Origin of the sequence: Mycetohabitans sp. B8 (genome assembly GCF_021991875.1) — a bacterium.
Lineage (GTDB): Bacteria > Pseudomonadota > Gammaproteobacteria > Burkholderiales > Burkholderiaceae > Mycetohabitans.
Map to the genome: position 1 here is coordinate 145424 of NZ_JAHLKR010000011.1, position 18184 is coordinate 163607.

At 62.7% G+C, this 18184-nt stretch carries 14 protein-coding genes; 6 read left to right on the plus strand and 8 right to left on the minus strand.

Annotated features, from left to right (window positions below):
- The first annotated feature begins 4 nt into the window (after window positions 1-4).
- Complete coding sequence (locus KQH60_RS05135; protein WP_237575473.1) at window positions 5-1825, plus strand: aminopeptidase P family protein; 1821 nt, start codon at window positions 5-7, stop codon at window positions 1823-1825.
- Window positions 1826-1887: 62 nt separating this feature from the next.
- On the opposite strand, the gene ettA is transcribed toward KQH60_RS05135, so the two are convergent.
- Window positions 1888-3555: an energy-dependent translational throttle protein EttA gene (gene ettA, locus KQH60_RS05140; protein WP_237575474.1), complete on the minus strand. Its 1668-nt coding sequence runs from the start codon at window positions 3553-3555 to the stop codon at window positions 1888-1890.
- Window positions 3556-4130: 575 nt separating this feature from the next.
- Between ettA and KQH60_RS05145 the strand changes: the two genes are divergently transcribed.
- Entirely contained in the window at window positions 4131-6023 is a 1893-nt protein-coding gene (locus KQH60_RS05145) for an ABC transporter ATP-binding protein (protein WP_237575475.1), read from the plus strand.
- Between the two features lie 290 nt (window positions 6024-6313).
- On the opposite strand, the gene ychF is transcribed toward KQH60_RS05145, so the two are convergent.
- A complete protein-coding gene (ychF, locus tag KQH60_RS05150; RefSeq protein ID WP_237575476.1) occupies window positions 6314-7408 on the minus strand; it encodes a redox-regulated ATPase YchF in 1095 nt (364 codons plus the stop codon).
- Between the two features lie 317 nt (window positions 7409-7725).
- A complete protein-coding gene (locus tag KQH60_RS05155; RefSeq protein ID WP_237575477.1) occupies window positions 7726-8805 on the minus strand; it encodes a hypothetical protein in 1080 nt (359 codons plus the stop codon).
- Between the two features lie 372 nt (window positions 8806-9177).
- Between KQH60_RS05155 and KQH60_RS05160 the strand changes: the two genes are divergently transcribed.
- The 4 genes from KQH60_RS05160 (at window position 9178) to KQH60_RS05175 (ending at window position 13710) form a co-directional block, all read left to right on the plus strand.
- Window positions 9178-10359, plus strand: coding sequence for a UbiH/UbiF family hydroxylase (locus tag KQH60_RS05160; protein WP_237575478.1), 1182 nt, complete (start codon window positions 9178-9180; stop codon window positions 10357-10359).
- Window positions 10360-10391: 32 nt separating this feature from the next.
- Window positions 10392-11135, plus strand: a complete 744-nt coding sequence (locus KQH60_RS05165) for a DsbC family protein (protein ID WP_237575479.1) — start codon at window positions 10392-10394, stop codon at window positions 11133-11135.
- Between the two features lie 71 nt (window positions 11136-11206).
- Window positions 11207-13000 (plus strand): M61 family metallopeptidase, encoded by a 1794-nt coding sequence (locus KQH60_RS05170; protein WP_237575480.1) that lies wholly within the window; start codon window positions 11207-11209, stop codon window positions 12998-13000.
- 116 nt (window positions 13001-13116) lie between these two features.
- A complete protein-coding gene (locus tag KQH60_RS05175; RefSeq protein ID WP_237575481.1) occupies window positions 13117-13710 on the plus strand; it encodes an FMN-dependent NADH-azoreductase in 594 nt (197 codons plus the stop codon).
- A 175-nt stretch (window positions 13711-13885) separates the two neighbouring features.
- Here KQH60_RS05175 and KQH60_RS05180 read toward each other — a convergent pair whose 3' ends face one another.
- The 5 genes from KQH60_RS05180 to KQH60_RS05200 form a co-directional block, all read right to left on the minus strand.
- Entirely contained in the window at window positions 13886-14713 is an 828-nt protein-coding gene (locus tag KQH60_RS05180; protein ID WP_237575482.1) for a uracil-DNA glycosylase, read from the minus strand.
- A 52-nt stretch (window positions 14714-14765) separates the two neighbouring features.
- Window positions 14766-15407, minus strand: coding sequence for a CYTH domain-containing protein (locus KQH60_RS05185; RefSeq protein WP_237575501.1), 642 nt, complete (start codon window positions 15405-15407; stop codon window positions 14766-14768).
- Between the two features lie 5 nt (window positions 15408-15412).
- The gene (gene trpC / locus KQH60_RS05190; RefSeq protein WP_237575483.1) at window positions 15413-16219 is read right to left on the minus strand and encodes an indole-3-glycerol phosphate synthase TrpC; all 807 of its coding nucleotides are present in this window, start codon (window positions 16217-16219) and stop codon (window positions 15413-15415) included.
- An 18-nt stretch (window positions 16220-16237) separates the two neighbouring features.
- Complete coding sequence (gene trpD / locus KQH60_RS05195) at window positions 16238-17269, minus strand: anthranilate phosphoribosyltransferase (RefSeq protein WP_237575484.1); 1032 nt, start codon at window positions 17267-17269, stop codon at window positions 16238-16240.
- A 68-nt stretch (window positions 17270-17337) separates the two neighbouring features.
- On the minus strand, window positions 17338-17925 hold the full coding sequence (locus KQH60_RS05200) for an aminodeoxychorismate/anthranilate synthase component II (protein WP_237575485.1): 588 nt from the start codon (window positions 17923-17925) through the stop codon (window positions 17338-17340).
- Window positions 17926-18184: the final 259 nt, after the last annotated feature.

Below are 18184 nucleotides of genomic sequence, written 5' to 3' on the forward strand. Positions count from 1 at the left end.
CTCAATGAACACCCGACAACCCGACGCCGCTCAGGCGGTCTCTTTCCCGGAGCGGCTGGCGCGGCTGCGCAATGCGATGAAGCGTGCCGATTTGGCCGCGTATATCGTGCCGTCCGCCGATCCGCACTTGTCCGAGTACTTGCCGCAACGCTGGCAGGGCCGTGCGTGGCTGTCCGGCTTTACCGGCTCGGCTGGTCTGTTAGTCGTGACGCCGTACTTGGCGGGACTGTGGACCGACAGCCGCTACTGGGTGCAGGCTGCCGCGGAACTGGCCGACAGCGGCATCGAGCTGATGAAGATTCAGGCTGGACAGGCGCAGCCCCATGTGGACTGGCTCGCCTCGCACCTGGAACCCGGTGCGCAGGTTGGCGTGGATGGCAGCACGCTGGGCCTGGCCGCTGCGCGTGTGCTGCAAGACGCGCTGCAGGCAGCGGGTGTGCAACTGCGCGCCGACGTGGACCTGCTCGAGCTGATCTGGGATGGCCGGCCGACACTGCCTGAGACGCCGGTGTACGAGCACGATCCCTCTTACGCACCTGTGGCCCGCGCGCAAAAGCTCGAGCAGATGCGCAGCGCGATGCGCGACAAGGGTGCGCACTGGCATTTCGTCTCCACGCTGGATGACATCGCATGGATTTTTAACCTGCGTGGCGCCGACGTGAGCTACAACCCGGTATTTGTCGCGCACGCGTTGATTGGGCCGCAGCACGCGACGCTGTACGTGGCCGACGGCAAGATTGACGCGGTGTTGCGTGAGCGGCTGGCGCAGGACGGCGTGCGCGTTGCCCCGTACCGGGACGCGCCGGCGGCGCTGGCTGCGATCGAGCCGGGCAGCACGCTGTTGATCGATCCACGCCGCGTCACGTATGGGCTGATGCAAGCTGTGCAGCCTGGTGTGAAACTCGTCGAGGTGGTGAATCCGTCGACCTTTGCCAAGTCGCGCAAGACGGAAGCGGAAGCTGTCCATGTGCGCGCGACGATGGAGCAGGATGGCGCCGCGCTCGCGGAATGCTTCGCGTGGTTCGAACAGGCGCTCGGGCGTGAGCGCATCACTGAGTTGACGATCGACGAAAAGCTCACCGCCGCGCGAGCACGCCGCTCCGGCTTCGTGTCCCTCAGCTTTCCGACGATCGCCGCGTTCAACGCCCATGGCGCGATGCCGCACTATCGTGCGACGCCGCAGTCGCATGCGCTGATCGAGGGCGACGGTCTGCTGTTGATCGACTCCGGCGGTCAGTATCTGGGCGGCACCACCGATATCACACGCGTCGTGCCGGTGGGCCGGACCAGCGCCGAGCAGCGGCGCGATTTCACACGGGTGCTCAAGGGGATGATTGCGTTGTCGCGCACGACGTTTCCACGTGGTGTGCGCTCGCCGATGCTGGACGCGATAGCACGGGCGCCGATTTGGGACGCATGCATGGACTTTGGGCACGGCACGGGCCATGGGGTCGGCTACTTCCTGAACGTGCATGAAGGACCGCAGGTGATTTCGCACTATGCGCCGGCCGAGTCCTACACGGCGATGGAAAAAGGCATGATCACCTCGAACGAGCCTGGTATCTACCGTCCCGGCCAGTGGGGCATCCGCATCGAAAACCTGCTGTTGAGCCAGCCGGCGCGCACGACTGAGTTCGGCGAATTCCTCTGCTTCGAGACGCTGACACTGTGCCCGATCGATACCCGCTGCATCGAGCGCTCGTTGCTGCGTGAAGACGAAGTGGTCTGGCTTAACGCCTATCACGCGCAAGTGCGCGAGCGGGTCGGCCAGCATCTGTGCGGCGACGCGAAGGCGTGGCTTGAGACCCGTACCGCGGCAATCTGACTCTGCGCCAACTGGCTACTGGGGCTGCCGGCTGGGCCGCACAAGCGGCCCGCAACCTAATGTCAACGCGTGATCGGCTTGTACCGCAGCCGCTTCGGTGCGGCTGCCTCGTCGCCGAGCCGCGCCCGCTTGTCGGCTTCATATTCCTGGTAGTTGCCATTGAAAAACACCACCTGCGATTCGCCTTCGAACGCGAGGATGTGCGTGGCAATTCGGTCCAGGAACCAGCGATCGTGCGAAATCACCATCACCGATCCCGCGAATTCGAGCAGCGCATCCTCAAGCGCACGCAACGTTTCGACGTCCAGGTCGTTTGATGGTTCGTCCAGCAACAGCACGTTGCCCCCGGCGATCAGCGTCTTGGCCATGTGCAGCCGTCCGCGTTCGCCCCCCGACAGGTTCCCAACCTGCTTTTGTTGGTCGGCGCCGCGGAAATTGAAGCGGCCGATGTATGCGCGCGACGGCGTTTCGTAGCGGCCGACCGTCAGCACGTCCGCGCCGCCGGAAATCTCCTCGAACACCGTCTTGTCGGCGGCCAGCGCATCACGGCTTTGATCCACGTAGGCGAGCTTGACCGTGGGGCCGAGCTTGACGGTGCCGCCGTCCGGTTGCTCGCGGCCCGTAATCATCCGGAACAGCGTCGACTTGCCCGCACCGTTCGGCCCGATGATGCCAACGATCGCGCCGGGCGGTACCGAAAAGCTCAGATTGTCGATCAGCAGGCGGTCGCCGAAGCTTTTGCTGACGTTCTGGAACTCGATGACTTCGTTGCCGAGACGCTCACCCACCGGGATGAAGATTTCCTGTGTTTCGTTGCGCTTCTGGTATTCGACGCTGTTCAGTTCCTCAAAGCGGGCAATACGCGCCTTGGACTTGGCCTGGCGGCCCTTCGGGTTTTGGCGTACCCACTCCAGTTCCTTGTGGATCGCCTTCTGACGAGCGGACTCCGCCGCTTCTTCCTGCTTTAGGCGGGTTTCCTTCTGGTCCAGCCAACTGCTGTAATTGCCTTTCCACGGGATGCCGTGGCCCCGATCTAGCTCCAGAATCCACTGTGCTGCGTTATCCAGAAAGTAGCGATCGTGCGTGACGGCCACGACCGTGCCCGGGAAGCGCACCAAGAACTGTTCGAGCCACTCGACCGATTCCGCGTCGAGGTGGTTCGTCGGCTCATCGAGCAGCAGCATGTCGGGCTTTTGCAACAGCAGCTTGCACAGCGCAACACGGCGTTTTTCGCCGCCGGACAAGTGCTCGATCTGGGCGTCCCAGGGCGGCAGTCGCAGCGCGTCGGCGGCTACCTCGAGTTGCTGCTCGGCGCTACCCCCTTCGGCGGTGGCCAGGATCGCCTCGTACTTCGCCTGTTCGGTGGCCAGCGCGTCGAAGTCGGCGTCCGGCTCAGCATAGGCCGCGTAGATGGCATCAAGCCGCTGCTGCGCGTGGAACAGCTCGCCGAGGCCTTCTTCGACCGCTTGTTTGACCGTGTGCTGCGGGTTGAGTTGCGGTTCCTGTGGCAGGTAGCCGATCTGGATGTTGGACATCGGCGTGGCCTCACCCTCGATGTCCTTGTCCAATCCGGCCATGATTTTCAGCAAGGTTGATTTGCCCGAGCCGTTTAGGCCGAGCACGCCGATCTTCGCGCCGGGAAAGAACGACAGCGAAATGTCCTTCAGGATATGTCGCTTGGGCGGCACGATCTTGCCGACCCGGTTCATGGTAAAGACGTATTGAGCCATCGAGTTTGCGTAACGGAGACGAAGCTGGAGGAGGGGCAGCTTGGCGCGGGCGCAAAGCGCATGCGCGGCTGCCCAAAACCCTCATTGTACGGCTCCGGGCGCCGATGGCGGCGCACTTCGGCAGTGGGGTGGCTTAGCCAACGTGCGAGCGGTGCTATAGAACAAGGCGGGGTGCGCCCGAAGGCGAGGGGCTATGCGCCGCTACGATGCGGCAGGATACGGCCATGGGATGCGCTGCGGCGCGACACCGCCCGCTCGTGGCCACCGCATGCTGAATTGCCGTAGTTTGCAGTTGCATTGCGCTGCTGCTACGATCCGGTTTCAGGCATGCTCCACTTTTCTTTTCCGACCCAACGACACCGAGGGAGGCGCAGTGATGTTGATACCGCAAATCGCCGTCCCACGCGTGGCGCCACAGCACCGTTAGGTCACTGCCGGCGCGGGCTGCCGAGTACCCGCGCGGTTTCCCGACAGATCCGCTGCTTGTCGCCGGTTTTATCCGGCCCGCATCGTCTGTCCGTTTCTGTTTCTCTTTTGGGACAGTCCCGCGACCAGTGAGTCGTGGGCGGTTGCAAATGGCTCGAAAAAAAATCGACTTTGGCGGACAAGCCTTCAAGGCTGTCCTCGGTTTCACCTTTTCGCATTGGGGCAAGCAGCCCTGGCGGATCGCGGCGATCACATCACTGGCGTGGCTGTCGGCGCTCACCGATGTGCTGACGCCGCTTTATGCGGGACGCCTGATCGACGCGCTTGCCACCGGCGCGAGCGGTGCCGTGAGCAAGCAGGCCGCGTGGGGCGCGGCGGTTTCGGCCTTCTGGGTCCTTGCGACGCTGGGGTTGGGTGGCATGTTAATGCGCCAGTTCGGTTTCCTGAACATCATCGCGCTCACGCTAAAGATGATGAGCGAGATTGCATCCAGCGCGTTCTATCGCGTGCAGCGTTTCTCTGTCGACTGGCATGCGAACAGCTTTGCCGGCTCGACGGTGCGCAAGATCACGCGCGGCATGTGGGCACTGGACCTGCTCAACGACACGTTGCTGATCGCGTTGTTGCCGTCGCTGGTGATGCTCGTCGGCGCCACCGTGCTGCTTGGCGTGCAGTGGCCGGTGATGGGCATCGTGGTCGGCATCGGATCGATCGTGTATGTCGCGGTCACCCTGGTGCTATCGCTTGGCTACGTGGCCCCGGCCGCGCGGCTGGGTAATGCGTGGGACACGCGGATGGGCGGCGCGTTGGCCGACGCGGTTAGCTGCAATGCCGTGGTGAAGGCGTTCGGCGCTGAACAGCGCGAGGACGCGCGCCTTGCCCGTGTGATCGGCAAGTGGCGACAACGCACGCGCCGTACTTGGATCCGCGGTACGCTCAACGGTGGGGTGCAGGGCGGCATGCTAGTTGCAATGCAGGCTGCGATTCTCGGCGCGGCTCTACTGCTGTGGGTTCGCGACTTGGCTAGCGTGGGCGATATCACCTTTGCGCTGACCATGTTCTTCATGTTGCAGGGGTATCTGCGCGACGTGGGCATGCACATCCGCAACCTGCAGCGTTCAGTCAACGACATGGAGGAACTGGTGTCGTTGCAGGCGCAGCCCTTGGGTATCGACGACAAACCGGGCGCGGCGCGTATCGTGATTCGCCGGGGCGAGATCCGCTTCGAGCATGTGACGTTCCGCTACGGCACTCACGCGACACCGCTGTACGAAAATTTCTCTGTGCGCATCACCCCCGGCGAGCGTGTCGGTTTGGTTGGCCATTCAGGCTCGGGCAAGACGACGTTTATTAAGCTGATCCAGCGGCTGCATGACGTAAGCGGTGGGCGGATCACGATCGACGGGCAGAATATCGCCAACGTCCAGCAGGCGTCGCTGCGCAGCCAGATCGCGATCGTGCAGCAGGAGCCCCTGCTGCTTCATCGCTCGCTGGCCGAAAACATCGCGTATGCGAAGCCCGGCGCAAGCCGCGCGCAAATCGAGCGTGCGGCGAAGCTGGCCAGCGCCCACGACTTCATCACCGCGCTGCCCGACGGCTACGAGACGTTGGTCGGCGAGCGGGGTGTCAAACTGTCCGGCGGCGAGCGCCAGCGGGTGGCGATTGCCCGTGCCTTCCTTGCCGATGCGCCGATCCTGATCCTCGATGAGGCGACCTCCAGCCTGGACAGCGAGAGCGAAGTGTTGATCCAGCGGGCGATGGAGCGACTGATGATTGGGCGCACGACGCTGGTCGTCGCGCACCGGTTATCGACGGTCCGAGCATTGGACCGGCTGCTCGTAATGAATAAGGGGCGCATCGTCGAGGAAGGCGGCCACGATGAATTGATTCGCGTGGAAGGCGGCTTCTACCGACGGTTGTTCGAGTGCCAGGCGCTGGAATTGACGCGGGGATGGGACGCCATGGGTGCGGCTGGGGAGCGCCGGCAGCCCACGGCCGCTGGCGTGCTGGATGCCGATTTGTCGTTGCCGTTGCCTGAGTAGCGGCGGGGGCGGTCGCAATGCACGGACATGGCCGCGGGCGATTCGCGGCGCAATGTTGGGTAATGCGGTGACAGCGGAAGTGGCGATGCGTGAGTGACGACGCGAGTCGCAGACATCCCGCAATTGACGAGGGGACCGTTCCGCTCGCGTGTGCCCGCCATGGGCGGGCCCTGGCATGGCGGATGTTCGAGGATGCCGGCGGCGTGGCCGGCGTCCGGCCAGCGGTATGGTGTTGTGAAAGCAGCGCTACTGGACCGTGCGCCGGCAACAGCGCGTTAAACGTTGAACAGTTAGACGTTGAACAAGAAGTTCATCACATCCCCATCCTGGACCACGTACTCCTTGCCCTCGGCGCGCATCTTGCCCGCTTCCTTCGCGCCTTGCTCACCTTTGTAGGCAATATAGTCATCGTACGAAATCGTCTGAGCGCGGATGAAGCCGCGCTCGAAATCCGTATGGATGACACCGGCCGCTTGCGGCGCCGTATCGCCGACGTGGATGGTCCACGCGCGCACTTCCTTGACGCCGGCAGTGAAGTACGTTTGCAGTCCCAGCAGCTTGAAGCCTGCTCGGATCACGCGGTTCAGCCCAGGCTCGTCCATGCCCATGTCGGACAGGAAAATGCCCTTTTCATCGTCGGGCAACTCGGCGATTTCCGCCTCGATGGCGGCGCACACGGCGACGACCGGCGAGCCTTCCTTCGCGGCGTAGCCACGCACCGCATCGAGGTACGGATTGTTCTCAAAACCGTCCTCCCGTACGTTGGCCACGTACATCGTCGGCTTCGCAGTAATCAGGCAGAACGGCTTGATCAACGCACGTTCGTCGTCGGACAAATCCATCGCACGGACCGGGCGTACCTGGTCCAGTTGTGCGCGCACCTTGTTCAACACGGCGGCTAGCTTGACCGCCTCCTTGTCATTGCCCGATTTTGCCGCTTTCGAATAGCGTGCGAGTGCCTTCTCGACGGTCGCCAGGTCGGCCAGCGCCAACTCAGTATGGATTACTTCGATGTCCGCGAGCGGGTCCACCTTGCCGGAGACGTGAATCACGTTGTCGTCGTCAAAGCAGCGCACCACGTGCGTGATCGCATCCGTCTCGCGGATGTTGGCGAGGAACTGGTTACCTAGGCCTTCGCCCTTGCTCGCACCCGCGACGAGCCCAGCAATATCGACGAACTCGACGACTGCCGGCAGCACGCGTTCGGGTTTGACGATCTGTGCCAAAGCGGCGAGCCGCGGATCTGGCACCTCGACCACGCCGACATTCGGCTCGATCGTGCAAAACGGATAGTTCTCGGCGGCGATGCCCGCCTTAGTCAGCGCGTTGAAGAGAGTGGACTTGCCGACGTTGGGCAAGCCGACGATGCCGCATTTGAGGCTCATGGAAAACCTTTACGAATCAGCGTTTGGCGCGTCAGTGCGTGTGCTTTGTCGCGACTGGCTCCACGCCGGGCAACTGCGAAGAGTCGAGGACGAGACCAACCAACACGGTGTAGGGACGCGATTTTTTGTCCCTACTTGGCCGGAAAACGGAGATTGTAACGCTTTCGGACGCCGCCGCCCCCTGTCGCGCGGCTGCTCCGAGCGGAAACATGAGTTCAAATGAGGCGACTAGCGCGCTTGTGCGCCAAGCGCGCCGGTGACGAGATGCGCGACGCATAGCGCTGTCCGGGCTGAGCCTCTCGTCGCCGTCCGGCGCATCACGCGCCGACTGGATGACGCGTCTTGCGCAGACGCCGACTGACACGTGAGCTGAAGCTTTTCACGCTGGCCGCGATGCTGGCGAATGAGCGCTTACTCCTCCCCGTACTGTCGGTAGTCGCCGTATCTTGCCGCGTCGGACGGTGTATGCCGGTTTCAATATCTGCATTCGCGGAATCGGTTTTATTTCTTTTCTTGAAAAAGCTCTTGACTCGTTTAAGGATGTTTGGCTTTGCTGCAAATTGGCTTTGCTGATCAATAGCTTCCGACGAGCCAGTGACATTATGTGCAAATGGCTTAACAGGCGATGGAAGGCCGTGATCGTTTATTAATTCCGTTTGCGTGTCGGTTGCCTTGGTTATCCCCTGATTTACCTGCGACTGCTTTTGGCTGTGTGCATCACTCGCTGCGGGATCCACATCTTTGAATTGATCTTCCAACCATGCTTTAGCCTGCAGTATGCTCTTATTGAGTTCGTCGTCCCAAATCTCGTTTATCGAAGAGCGATGGGCTTGGGGCGGTGTTGATCCGGGACTTTGCTTCTCCGGTTGGCTCGTCTGCGACGCCGCACTATGGGTAGGCTGAGCCACCGGGCAATCTGCTGACAGGGAGGCTCGCACTTGCGCCGCGTAGCGCGATGCATCGGTATTGTACTGCGCAGAGCGGCGCTCCGGTGTCCGGGGCCGCTCGTCGTTTTGTTCCCGGTCCTGACGCTGGGCGCTCAGCTTATTTTTGCCGAGCGGATTGGCATGCGGATTTTTCAATGCTTGCAGAAACTTGTCGCCCTTTTCTTTGGCTTCTTCTAAATTCGAAAAGCTGGGCACTTTCCTGAGACTAGCCGGCTGAAAGGATAATGTATCACGTTCCTGGGAGACCTTCCCAAGCGCCAATTGGTAAAACTGCTCAAGAGTGACGGGTTTCCGTGGTGAGGTTGGACGCTGTGCCTGCAGGGCAGCACCTCTAAATGGATTGTGGTCTTCTGCGCTAAATGGGTTATCGCTTGCCTGACTTGATGCGGCGCGTTGCGTCATGTGCCGATCCGCGAGGGCATTATTTACTTGCATATCGTCAACCAGCATGATTAATTGGAGTTTGCACCTTAACGATTTTGCTTCGGGCGGGATGCCAATTGCGCGATCCCGGGAGAGCTTAAACGAAGCGGAACAATCATTGGTTTAGCATGTTTTAATAATCCGCCATAATCGGCATATTCTCGGACGGATGAGGCTTCGTGCAATGGACGACGGAGTGGTTAATTCAAAATGCGCATCGTAAGGTGTGACTTGCCTTTGTCGGTTAATACATTACGTGCCCTGTACTTGTGTGCTGGACGGGCGTTCCACGCTCGATGTTGTCCGGTGCAACCGCGTACCTGTCTGCTGAACGGAATGCGGCCTTGCGCGCAGCATCTCAGCCCGAAGTTCGCCGGCCCCGGCCGCTATAATGTGCCGATGAATTCCGCACAATCGAACCATCAGGTCATCGTGATCGGCGGCGGGCTGGTCGGCAAGGCCGCCGCGCTCGCGCTGACCCAGGCCGGCCTGCGCGTGGCGTTGCTCGCGCAGCGTGCGCCCGCGCAAAGCGAACATCGGTTCGATGCGCGTATCTATGCGCTGTCGTCCAGTTCACAAGCGTTGCTGGAGCGGCTGCGGGTCTGGCAAGCCCTTGACCCGGCGCGGTTATGCCCGGTGTACGACATGCGTGTGTTCGGCGATGCGCACGCACAACTGCATTTTTCGGCATTTCAGGCGGCGGTTCCGCAACTGGCGTGGATCGTCGAATCAAGCTTGATCGAACGCGCGCTCGACGCCGCATTGCAGTTCCAGCCGCTACTGACCTGGTGCGAATCGCGGGCACAGGCGCTGCAACATTACCCGGAAGCCGTCAGCGTGACGCTGGACGATGCGCGGGTGTTGTCTGCCGACCTGGTCGTCGGCGCGGATGGCGCGCACTCCTGGGTGCGGGAGCAGGTCGGCGCGAAGGTGAAACGGCGCGACTATCGGCAAACGGGTGTCGTGGCGAACTTCCGGTGCAGCAAGCCGCATCACGAAACCGCATTTCAGTGGTTCATCGACGGCGAGATCCTCGCGTTGCTGCCGTTGCCGGACTCGCACGTGTCGCTGGTCTGGTCCGCCTGCACCGAGCACGCGGACGCGTTGCTGAAACTGGACCTGGCCGCGCTGGCCGAACGGATCGAGGCAGCCACAGGCGGTGCCAGTTCGCGTCAGGTGGGCACGCTCGAAGGCGTGACCCCCGCGCAAGGCTTCCCGCTTGCGCTGCAGACGGTGGATCGGCTGATTGCGCCGCGCGTGGCGCTCGTCGGCGATGCGGCTCACCTGATTCACCCGCTCGCGGGGCAAGGGGTCAACCTCGGACTGCGTGATGTCGCTGCGCTGCTAGACACGGTGAACCGAAAGGAACCGTTTCGTGATCTCGGCGATCTGACACTGCTTAGACGTTACGAGCGTTCGCGCCGTGAGGATATTCAGAAGTTGACCATTGCGACCGATGGGCTGCAGCGGTTGTTTGCGCTGCCGGGCGGGCTAGCCCGCGGCATCCGCAATGTCGGGATGGCGATGGTCGGCGCGCAGCCATTGATGAAGCGCTGGCTGGTGTCGGCCGCGCTCGGCTGACGTGTGTGCGCTCAATCAAACAAGGAACCACGATGACATTTCGAATTCGCACGATCGCGCTGACCTCGGTGGCCGGTGCGCTGCTGGCCGCCGCCGCGTTGGCCAGCTATCCCGCATTCGCCGATCCGAACCTGGACAGCGTGAAGGCCGCGGTGCAGAAGCGGCTAGGCTCCGACACGAGCGTCAAAGGCGTGGCCAAGACGCCGATCGCCGGGCTGTACGAGGTCAATCTCGGCAAGGAAATCGTCTATAGCGACGCCAATGCCGATTACCTGGTGTTGGGCGACCTGGTGGATACTCGCACGCGGAAGAACTTGACGCAGGCGCGTAACGAAGAGTTGAACAAGGTCGATTTTGCGAGTCTGCCCCTGGCCAACGCCGTCAAGGTCGTCAAGGGTAATGGTGCGCGCAAGCTCGCGGTATTCTCTGATCCGAATTGCGGGTACTGCAAGCGGCTGGAGACGACGTTGAAGGGATTCGACAATATTACCGTCTACACCTTCCTGTATCCAATGCTTTCGCCCGACTCCGACGTGAAGGCGAAGGCGATCTGGTGTTCGGCGGACCGCGCCAAGGCGTGGCAGGCGTGGATGCTCGATCATCAGTCACCGAGCGCGGCCGGCCATTGCGACACCAGCGCGCTGCAGAAAAACCTGGCGCTGGGTCAGAAGTTGAACGTGAGCGGCACGCCGACGATCATCCTGGCCGATGGGCGCCGGCTCCCCGGCGCGGTGCCGGCCGAGCAGCTCGACAAGGCCCTGTCTGCACAGCATTGACGGTTCGCCGCTGGGCGGTCCGTAGCGCCGATTCGTCCGGCCGGCAGGCCGGCGCCTACCTGTGTATCCCGATGAAGCCGATTCGTTATTCCATCGTCCCGAAGCATCCGGCTGCCCACTTGTTCGAGGTGACATTGACCGTCGCGGATCCGGATCCGGACGGCCAGCAGTTTATGTTGCCGGTTTGGATACCGGGCAGTTATCTGGTACGCGAATTTGCACGCAATATCGTGACGCTGAGAGCGACGAACCAGGCCGGCCGCAAGGTCGCCGTCGCCAAGCTGGACAAGAACACATGGCGTGCGGCCGCCGTGGACGGTCCGTTGACGCTGACCTACGAGGTCTACGCGTGGGACCTGTCGGTGCGCGCCGCGCATCTGGACGAGTCGGTCGGTTTTTTCAACGGTACCAGCGTATTCCTGGCCGTGGCCGGACGCGAACAGTCGCCGTGCGAGGTGGAGATCCGGCGGCCTGAAGGCAACGCCTATCGCGGCTGGCGGGTCGCTACCGCGTTGCGCGAGGCGCGCGGCACGCGTCGTTACACCTTCGGCTTGTACGTCGCCCAGGATTACGATGAACTGATCGACCATCCGGTCACGATCGGCGAGTTCGAACTGGCCCGCTTCGATGCGCACCGTGTGCCGCACGACGTCGTGGTCGCCGGCAGGGTACACGCGCTGGACATGCCGCGGCTGTGCGCGGACTTGAAGCGGATATGCGAAGCGCAGATTGCGCTGTTTGAGCCCCGCACGAAGCGTGCGCCGATGGACCGGTACGTGTTCATGACGTTGGCGGTGGGCGACGGATACGGTGGGCTCGAGCATCGCGCATCGACCGCGCTGATCTGCAAGCGCGCTGATCTGCCGGCAAAGGGCAAGCCGCAGACCACGGATGGCTATCGCTCGTATCTCGGCTTGTGCAGTCACGAGTATTTCCATACCTGGAACGTGAAGCGGATCAAGCCGGCGGCGTTTGCGCCGTACGACCTGACGCGGGAAAACTATACGTCGCTGCTTTGGCTGTTCGAGGGGTTCACGTCGTACTACGAAAACCTCATGCTGGTCCGAGCAGGGCTGATCTCACAGGACGAATACCTTGCGCAGTTGGGCAAGACAATCGGCTCTGTGCTGCGTGGCGCCGGGAGATTGCGTCAAACCGTGGCCGAAAGCTCGTTCGATGCATGGACCAAGTACTACCGGCAGGATGAGAACGCGGGCAATGCGATCGTCAGCTACTACACGAAGGGATCGCTGATCGCGTTGGCGTTTGACTTGTCGATTCGGGCACAGACGCGCCATCGCAAGTCGCTCGATGACGTGATGCGTCTGCTGTGGCAACGCTACGGACGCGATTTCTACGCGGGGCGGCCAATCGGCGTCGAGGCGGCCGATATCCCGGCGTTGTTTGCCGAGGCGAGTGGCGCGGACGTCAGCCGGCTCTTTCGTGATGCGGTGAACGGCACGCGCGACTTGCCGCTGAGCGCACTGCTCGCGCCGTTCGGTGTCGAACTGGCTGCCGCCGACACGAACGGCAAACCGTCGTTGGGCGCGCGCTTGCGTACCGGCAGTGACTGTACGCTTGCGAGCGTATCCGACGGTGGCGCGGCGCAAAAGGCCGGCTTGTCCGCGGGTGACGTGTTGGTGGCCATCGATGGGTTGCGGGTGCCCGGCGGCGGACCCGATGCGCTGCTGGCCCGCTATCGGCCCGGCGACGTGGTGCAGGTGCACGCGTTTCGTCGGGATGAGTTGCGCACCGTACGGCTCAAGCTCGATGCACCGGAGGTCGCACATTACACGCTTACGGCGCGGCCGAGTTCCGCACCGGCCAAGCGCGCGCGCGATGCGTGGTTGCATGCCGGCCGGTGATTGTTCCGCCAGCGCAACAATCCGTGTCGCGTAGCCCCCTTTTTCGCGCTGTGCCAAAAACTAGAATGGCTCCTGAACCGGTATGACGCTCGAACTGAACCTGACGGAGCCCCAAGATGACTACGATTCTCCAGATCAATTCCGCTGCGCGCACGCAGGCGCAATCCACGCTGTTGGCCAATGAGTTGACGGCGAAACTGCAACAGTCGCATCCGAATGCCACGCTGGTCGTGCGGGACCTGTTGACCGACAGCTTGCCGCATCTGGACGAAGCAGCACTCGGCGCTTTCTTCACGCCGGCAGAACAGCGCAATGCGCAGCAGCAGGCGATCATCGCCCGCAGCGACGCTTTGGTGGCGGAGTTGAAGGAGGCCGACATCATTGTCATCGGCGCGCCGATGTACAACTTTGGTATCTCCAGCCAGTTGAAGGCGTATTTCGACCATGTCGCGCGTGCCGGCGTGACCTTCCGCTATACGGCGGAGGGTCCACAAGGACTGGTCACTGGCAAGAAGGTGTATGTCGTGACCGCGCGCGGTGGCAAGTACCTCGGCACGCCGGCGGACTTGCAGACGCCTTATTTGAAAATGTTCCTCGCTTTTATCGGCCTGACCGACGTCACGCTCATCTTCGCCGAAGGGCTGAACCTCGGTGAGCAATCCAAGCAAAGCGGCCTGGCGGCGGCACGCGAGGCGATTGCCGCTGTGTGATGCGCAGCGGCCGGCGCGCGGGCATGACGTCGCCGTGGCGTTGCCAGGGACGAGCGGCGTTTCGCTTGCCGACCGGGTGGCCAACGGAACGACGCCCCGAATGGGGTCGGCTTCTGGCAGACTCAAATCGGCTTCGGGCAGGCTGATAGGCGGCGCAGGGCAGGCTCCAATCGGCTCACGGCACGCGCCAATCGATCGGCTCGCGACCAACCTGGCGCAGATGCTCATTGGCGAGCGCGAAGTGGCGGCAACCGAGGAAGCCGCGGTGCGCCGACAGCGGTGACGGATGCGGTGCTTCAAGGATCCGGTGGCCGCGGCCGTGCAGTAACGGTCGTTTGGCTTGCGCATGCGAGCCCCACAGCATGAACACGAGGCCTTCGTGCTGCGTGGCAAGGTGCTCGATCAGCGTGTCCGTGCATTGTTCCCAACCACGCTTCGCATGGCTGGCTGCCCGGTTGCGCTCGACGGTCAATACCGTATTGAGCAGCAGCACCCCTTGCCGGGCCCAGTCATCCAGGCAGCCATGGCGTGGCACCGCATGGTCGAAAGTCGCGGCAATTTCCTTGAAAATATTGCGTAACGACGGGGGAGGCTGGACGCCGGGGGGCACGGAAAACGCCAGTCCATGCGCCTGCGGCACGCCGTTGTCCTCGCCATGATAGGGATCCTGACCTAGGATGACCACCTTGACGTCGTCCGGCGACGTCAGATGCAATGCGCGGAACACGTCTGTCGGATAAACCGTCTTGCCGCTGCTGCGCTCTTGGTCGACGAACTCGCACAGGCGTGCGTATGCCGGACTGCCGATGAACGGCGCCAGGTGTTCACGCCACGCCGGTGGCAGGCTATCGAATTGTTGTTCGAGGGTGAGCGCTGCGCCAAGTGGGGAGGCCGACCGGGACGATGGTGTCGCCGAGCACTCACGCGGCGGTGGCAGCGGATCGTCAAACAACGAAGGTTGTCGAGCGTCGGCAGTGGTGGAGTGTTTAATGCGGGAAGCCATGATCGCGATAAAGGCGGATAGAAGGGTGAGTTGCCTGGCAACAACGAATGGTTTACGGGCCGCTGCGTAACCGATAACCTCGTTCGGCCTTGCTGACGTCCTCGGACGTGGTGCCCGGCAAGCGCTGCTTGATGACGGCGGCGAGCGCGTCGAGGGCCGCATGCGCACTGGCCTTCGGTGCATCCTTCAGTTCAAGTTCGATTTCGCAGATCGGCGCACGCCGCATTGCGCCGTTCACGTCGGCCTGCACTTCGCCAATGTCCAGCGCAGCTTCGATGGGGGTGCCGGTCCAGTGAAGCGGCCATAGCGTGCGCGTGAAGTCGGTGCGAAATAGTGGCACGAGCGTCGCCGCAGCGTCGCGCATGAGCGCGCGCGCTTGCGCGTCGCCGCACGCGGCGAGCAGCGCGTCGAGTTCGAGCGCTTCGCCGGCCACCGCCATTTCCCATTCATGGCGGCTGTGCACCCCGCCCGACGCGCCGCCGCCAAACTTGAAGGTTTGCAGCCAGCCATCGGGCGTGCGTCGCAATCGCAACGCACCGCCGGCGCGGGCGAGCCCACCGTCGGGCGTATCGAAGTAGAGATTGGCGAGTGTGACCGGTTGGCCGTCATGTCCGCTCAGCTCGGCGAGCAGCGCGCGGGCGGACTCGATGCTCGACGCCGGCAGCGCAAGCTTGATTTCCCGTTCAATGCTCATCGTCGTCATGGACGTTGCGGTCCGAAAAACATGTCGCCGAGCGCGGCACCGGGGTTGTCCGCGCGCATGAACGCTTCACCGACCAGGAAGGTATGAACGCCGGCTGCACGCATCCGGTCCACGTCGTCGCGTGTCAGGATTCCCGACTCGGTTACCACAATACGCTCGTCGGGAATGCTGTCGAAAAGCCCAAGTGTAGTGTCCAGTGTAACGGCGAACGTGCGTAGGTTGCGGTTGTTGACGCCGATCAGCGGTGTCTTCAGCGTCAGCGCCACGTCCAGTTCGTCCGCATTGTGCACTTCCACCAGCACCGCGAGCCCCAACGAATGTGCGTACGCTTCCAGCTCGCGCATCTGCGCCGGCTCCAGCGCGGCGGCGATCAGCAGGATGCAGTCCGCACCCATCGCACGCGCCTCCAGCACTTGGTACGGGTCGATGACGAAGTCCTTGCGCAGCACGGGCAGCGCGCACGCGTCGCGAGCCTGCTGGAGATAGCGCGCGCTGCCCTGGAAAAATTGCACGTCCGTGAGTACCGACAAGCATGCGGCGCCGTGCTGCGCGTACGAGCAGGCAATGTTGGCTGGCACGAAGGTTTCGCGCAACACGCCCTTGGAGGGGCTGGCCTTTTTCACCTCGGCGATGATCGCCGGCTGTCCGAGCGCGTGCTTGGCACGCAACGCCGCAACGAAGTCGCGTAGGTCGCCGCGCCGCGCGTGGGCGCTCAGTTGCAACTCTGCCAGAGGCGCACTCGCCTGCGCGGCACGGATCTCATCGCGCTTGACTGCAATGATGCGATCGAGAATATCAATCATGGTGGTGCTCTGTTTGGCTCAATGACTCCACTGCTGCGTGAAACGGACAAGTTCATCGACCTTCGCACGGGCGGCCCCGTTGGCGATTGCCTCACGCGCTTGCCGGATCCCGTCGCCGATCGAGACGGCGACGTTGGCCGCATACAGCGCGGTACCGGCATTGAGCGCGACGATCTCGCGGGCGATGCCCGGCGTATTGTCCAATGCGCTGAGTAGCATGGTTTTCGATTCGTCCGCGTTCGCGACCTTCAGAGAGCGATTCGACACCATTTGCAGGCCAAAGTCCTCGGGATGGATCTCGTACTCGTGCACCTGGCCATCGCGCAACTCGCCGACCCGTGTCGCCGCGCCAAGCGATACCTCATCCATCCCGTCGCGCCCGTAGACGACCAGCACGTGGTTTGCGCCAAGCCGTTGCATCACCCGGACCTGGATGCCGACCAGATCCTCGTGGAATACGCCCTGCAGTTGGTTCGGCGCCCCAGCCGGATTGGTCAACGGTCCCAGTATATTGAAGATCGTGCGTACCCCCATTTCGCGACGGATCGGCGCGAGGTTCTTCATCGCTGGATGGTGGTTCGGCGCGAACATGAACCCCATGCCGGTCGCCTCGATAGACTGCGCCACCTGTTCCGGCGTTAGGTTGATGTTGACGCCGAGTGCCTCGAGCACGTCGGCGCTGCCGGACTTGGACGACACGCTGCGATTGCCATGCTTGGCGACCTTTGCGCCGGCTGCGGCGGTCACGAACATGGTTGCCGTGGAAATATTGAACGTATGCGAGCCGTCGCCGCCAGTGCCCACGATATCGACAAAGTGCCGGCTGTCGGCTACCTGCACGTGGTGGGCGAACTCGCGCATGACGGTTGCCGCCGCGGTGATCTCTCCGATCGTTTCCTTCTTCACGCGCAGCCCGGTGATGATGGCGGCCGCCATGACCGGCGACATTTCTCCGCGCATGATCATCCGCATCAAGTGCAGCATCTCGTCATGAAAGATCTCGCGGTGCTCGATGGTACGCTGCAGCGCTTCCTGGGGGGTGATGGGCATCCGGTTCTCCGTGCGGGTTAGGCCAGTGAGCGGGGGCGACAGGGGCATCGCGCCGGTAGGGCACGCGTTCATCGAGTAAGCGCCGCAGTGCGGCTTTGAACGATGAAGTTCTCAAGCAGTGCATGGCCATGCTCGGACAGGATCGATTCCGGGTGGAATTGCACGCCCTCAATCGGCAGCGTCTTGTGGCGTACGCCCATGATTTCGCCATCGTCGGTCCATGCGCAAACTTCCAGGCAGTCGGGCAGCGTGTCGCGCTCGATGGCCAGCGAGTGGTACCGCGTGACCTTGAAGCGGTGCGGCAAATCGGCGAAGATTCCCCGCCGATCGGTCTCAATTTCGCTGACCTTGCCATGCATGATCGTCTTGGCTCGCACGATGCGGCCGCCGAACGCTTCGCCGATCGCCTGGTGTCCTAGGCATACGCCTAGCATCGGTATGCGGCCGGCGAAGCGTTGGATCACCGAGAGCGTCACGCCGGCGTGTTGCGGATTGCTCGGTCCAGGCGACAGGCAGATACGCTGCGGGTCCAGCGCGGCGATCTCGTCACAGCTGATCTCGTCATTGCGGTAGGTCCGCACGGGCTCGCCCAACTCGCCAAAGTACTGGACGAGGTTGTAGGTGAACGAGTCATAGTTATCGATCATCAGCAGCATACGGCACCCAATGGACTGATATTGAACGAAAAATCGACGCGATGAGGCCGCTGGCCCACGGACCTGCTCAGTGCGGCCCGGCATGGGGCTGCCACAGGCGGGGTCGCCACAGGCGCCCGACGTAAGCGAGAGCGAACATGAACGCAGGCGCGCAGCGCGCGGGCGTGGCACGCGCAACCGGCTGCGCGTGCCACAGCCGGGACGACGACGGGGCCCACATCGATCGGTTCGGGCGTGTTGGCGACGGCTGGATCTGTCA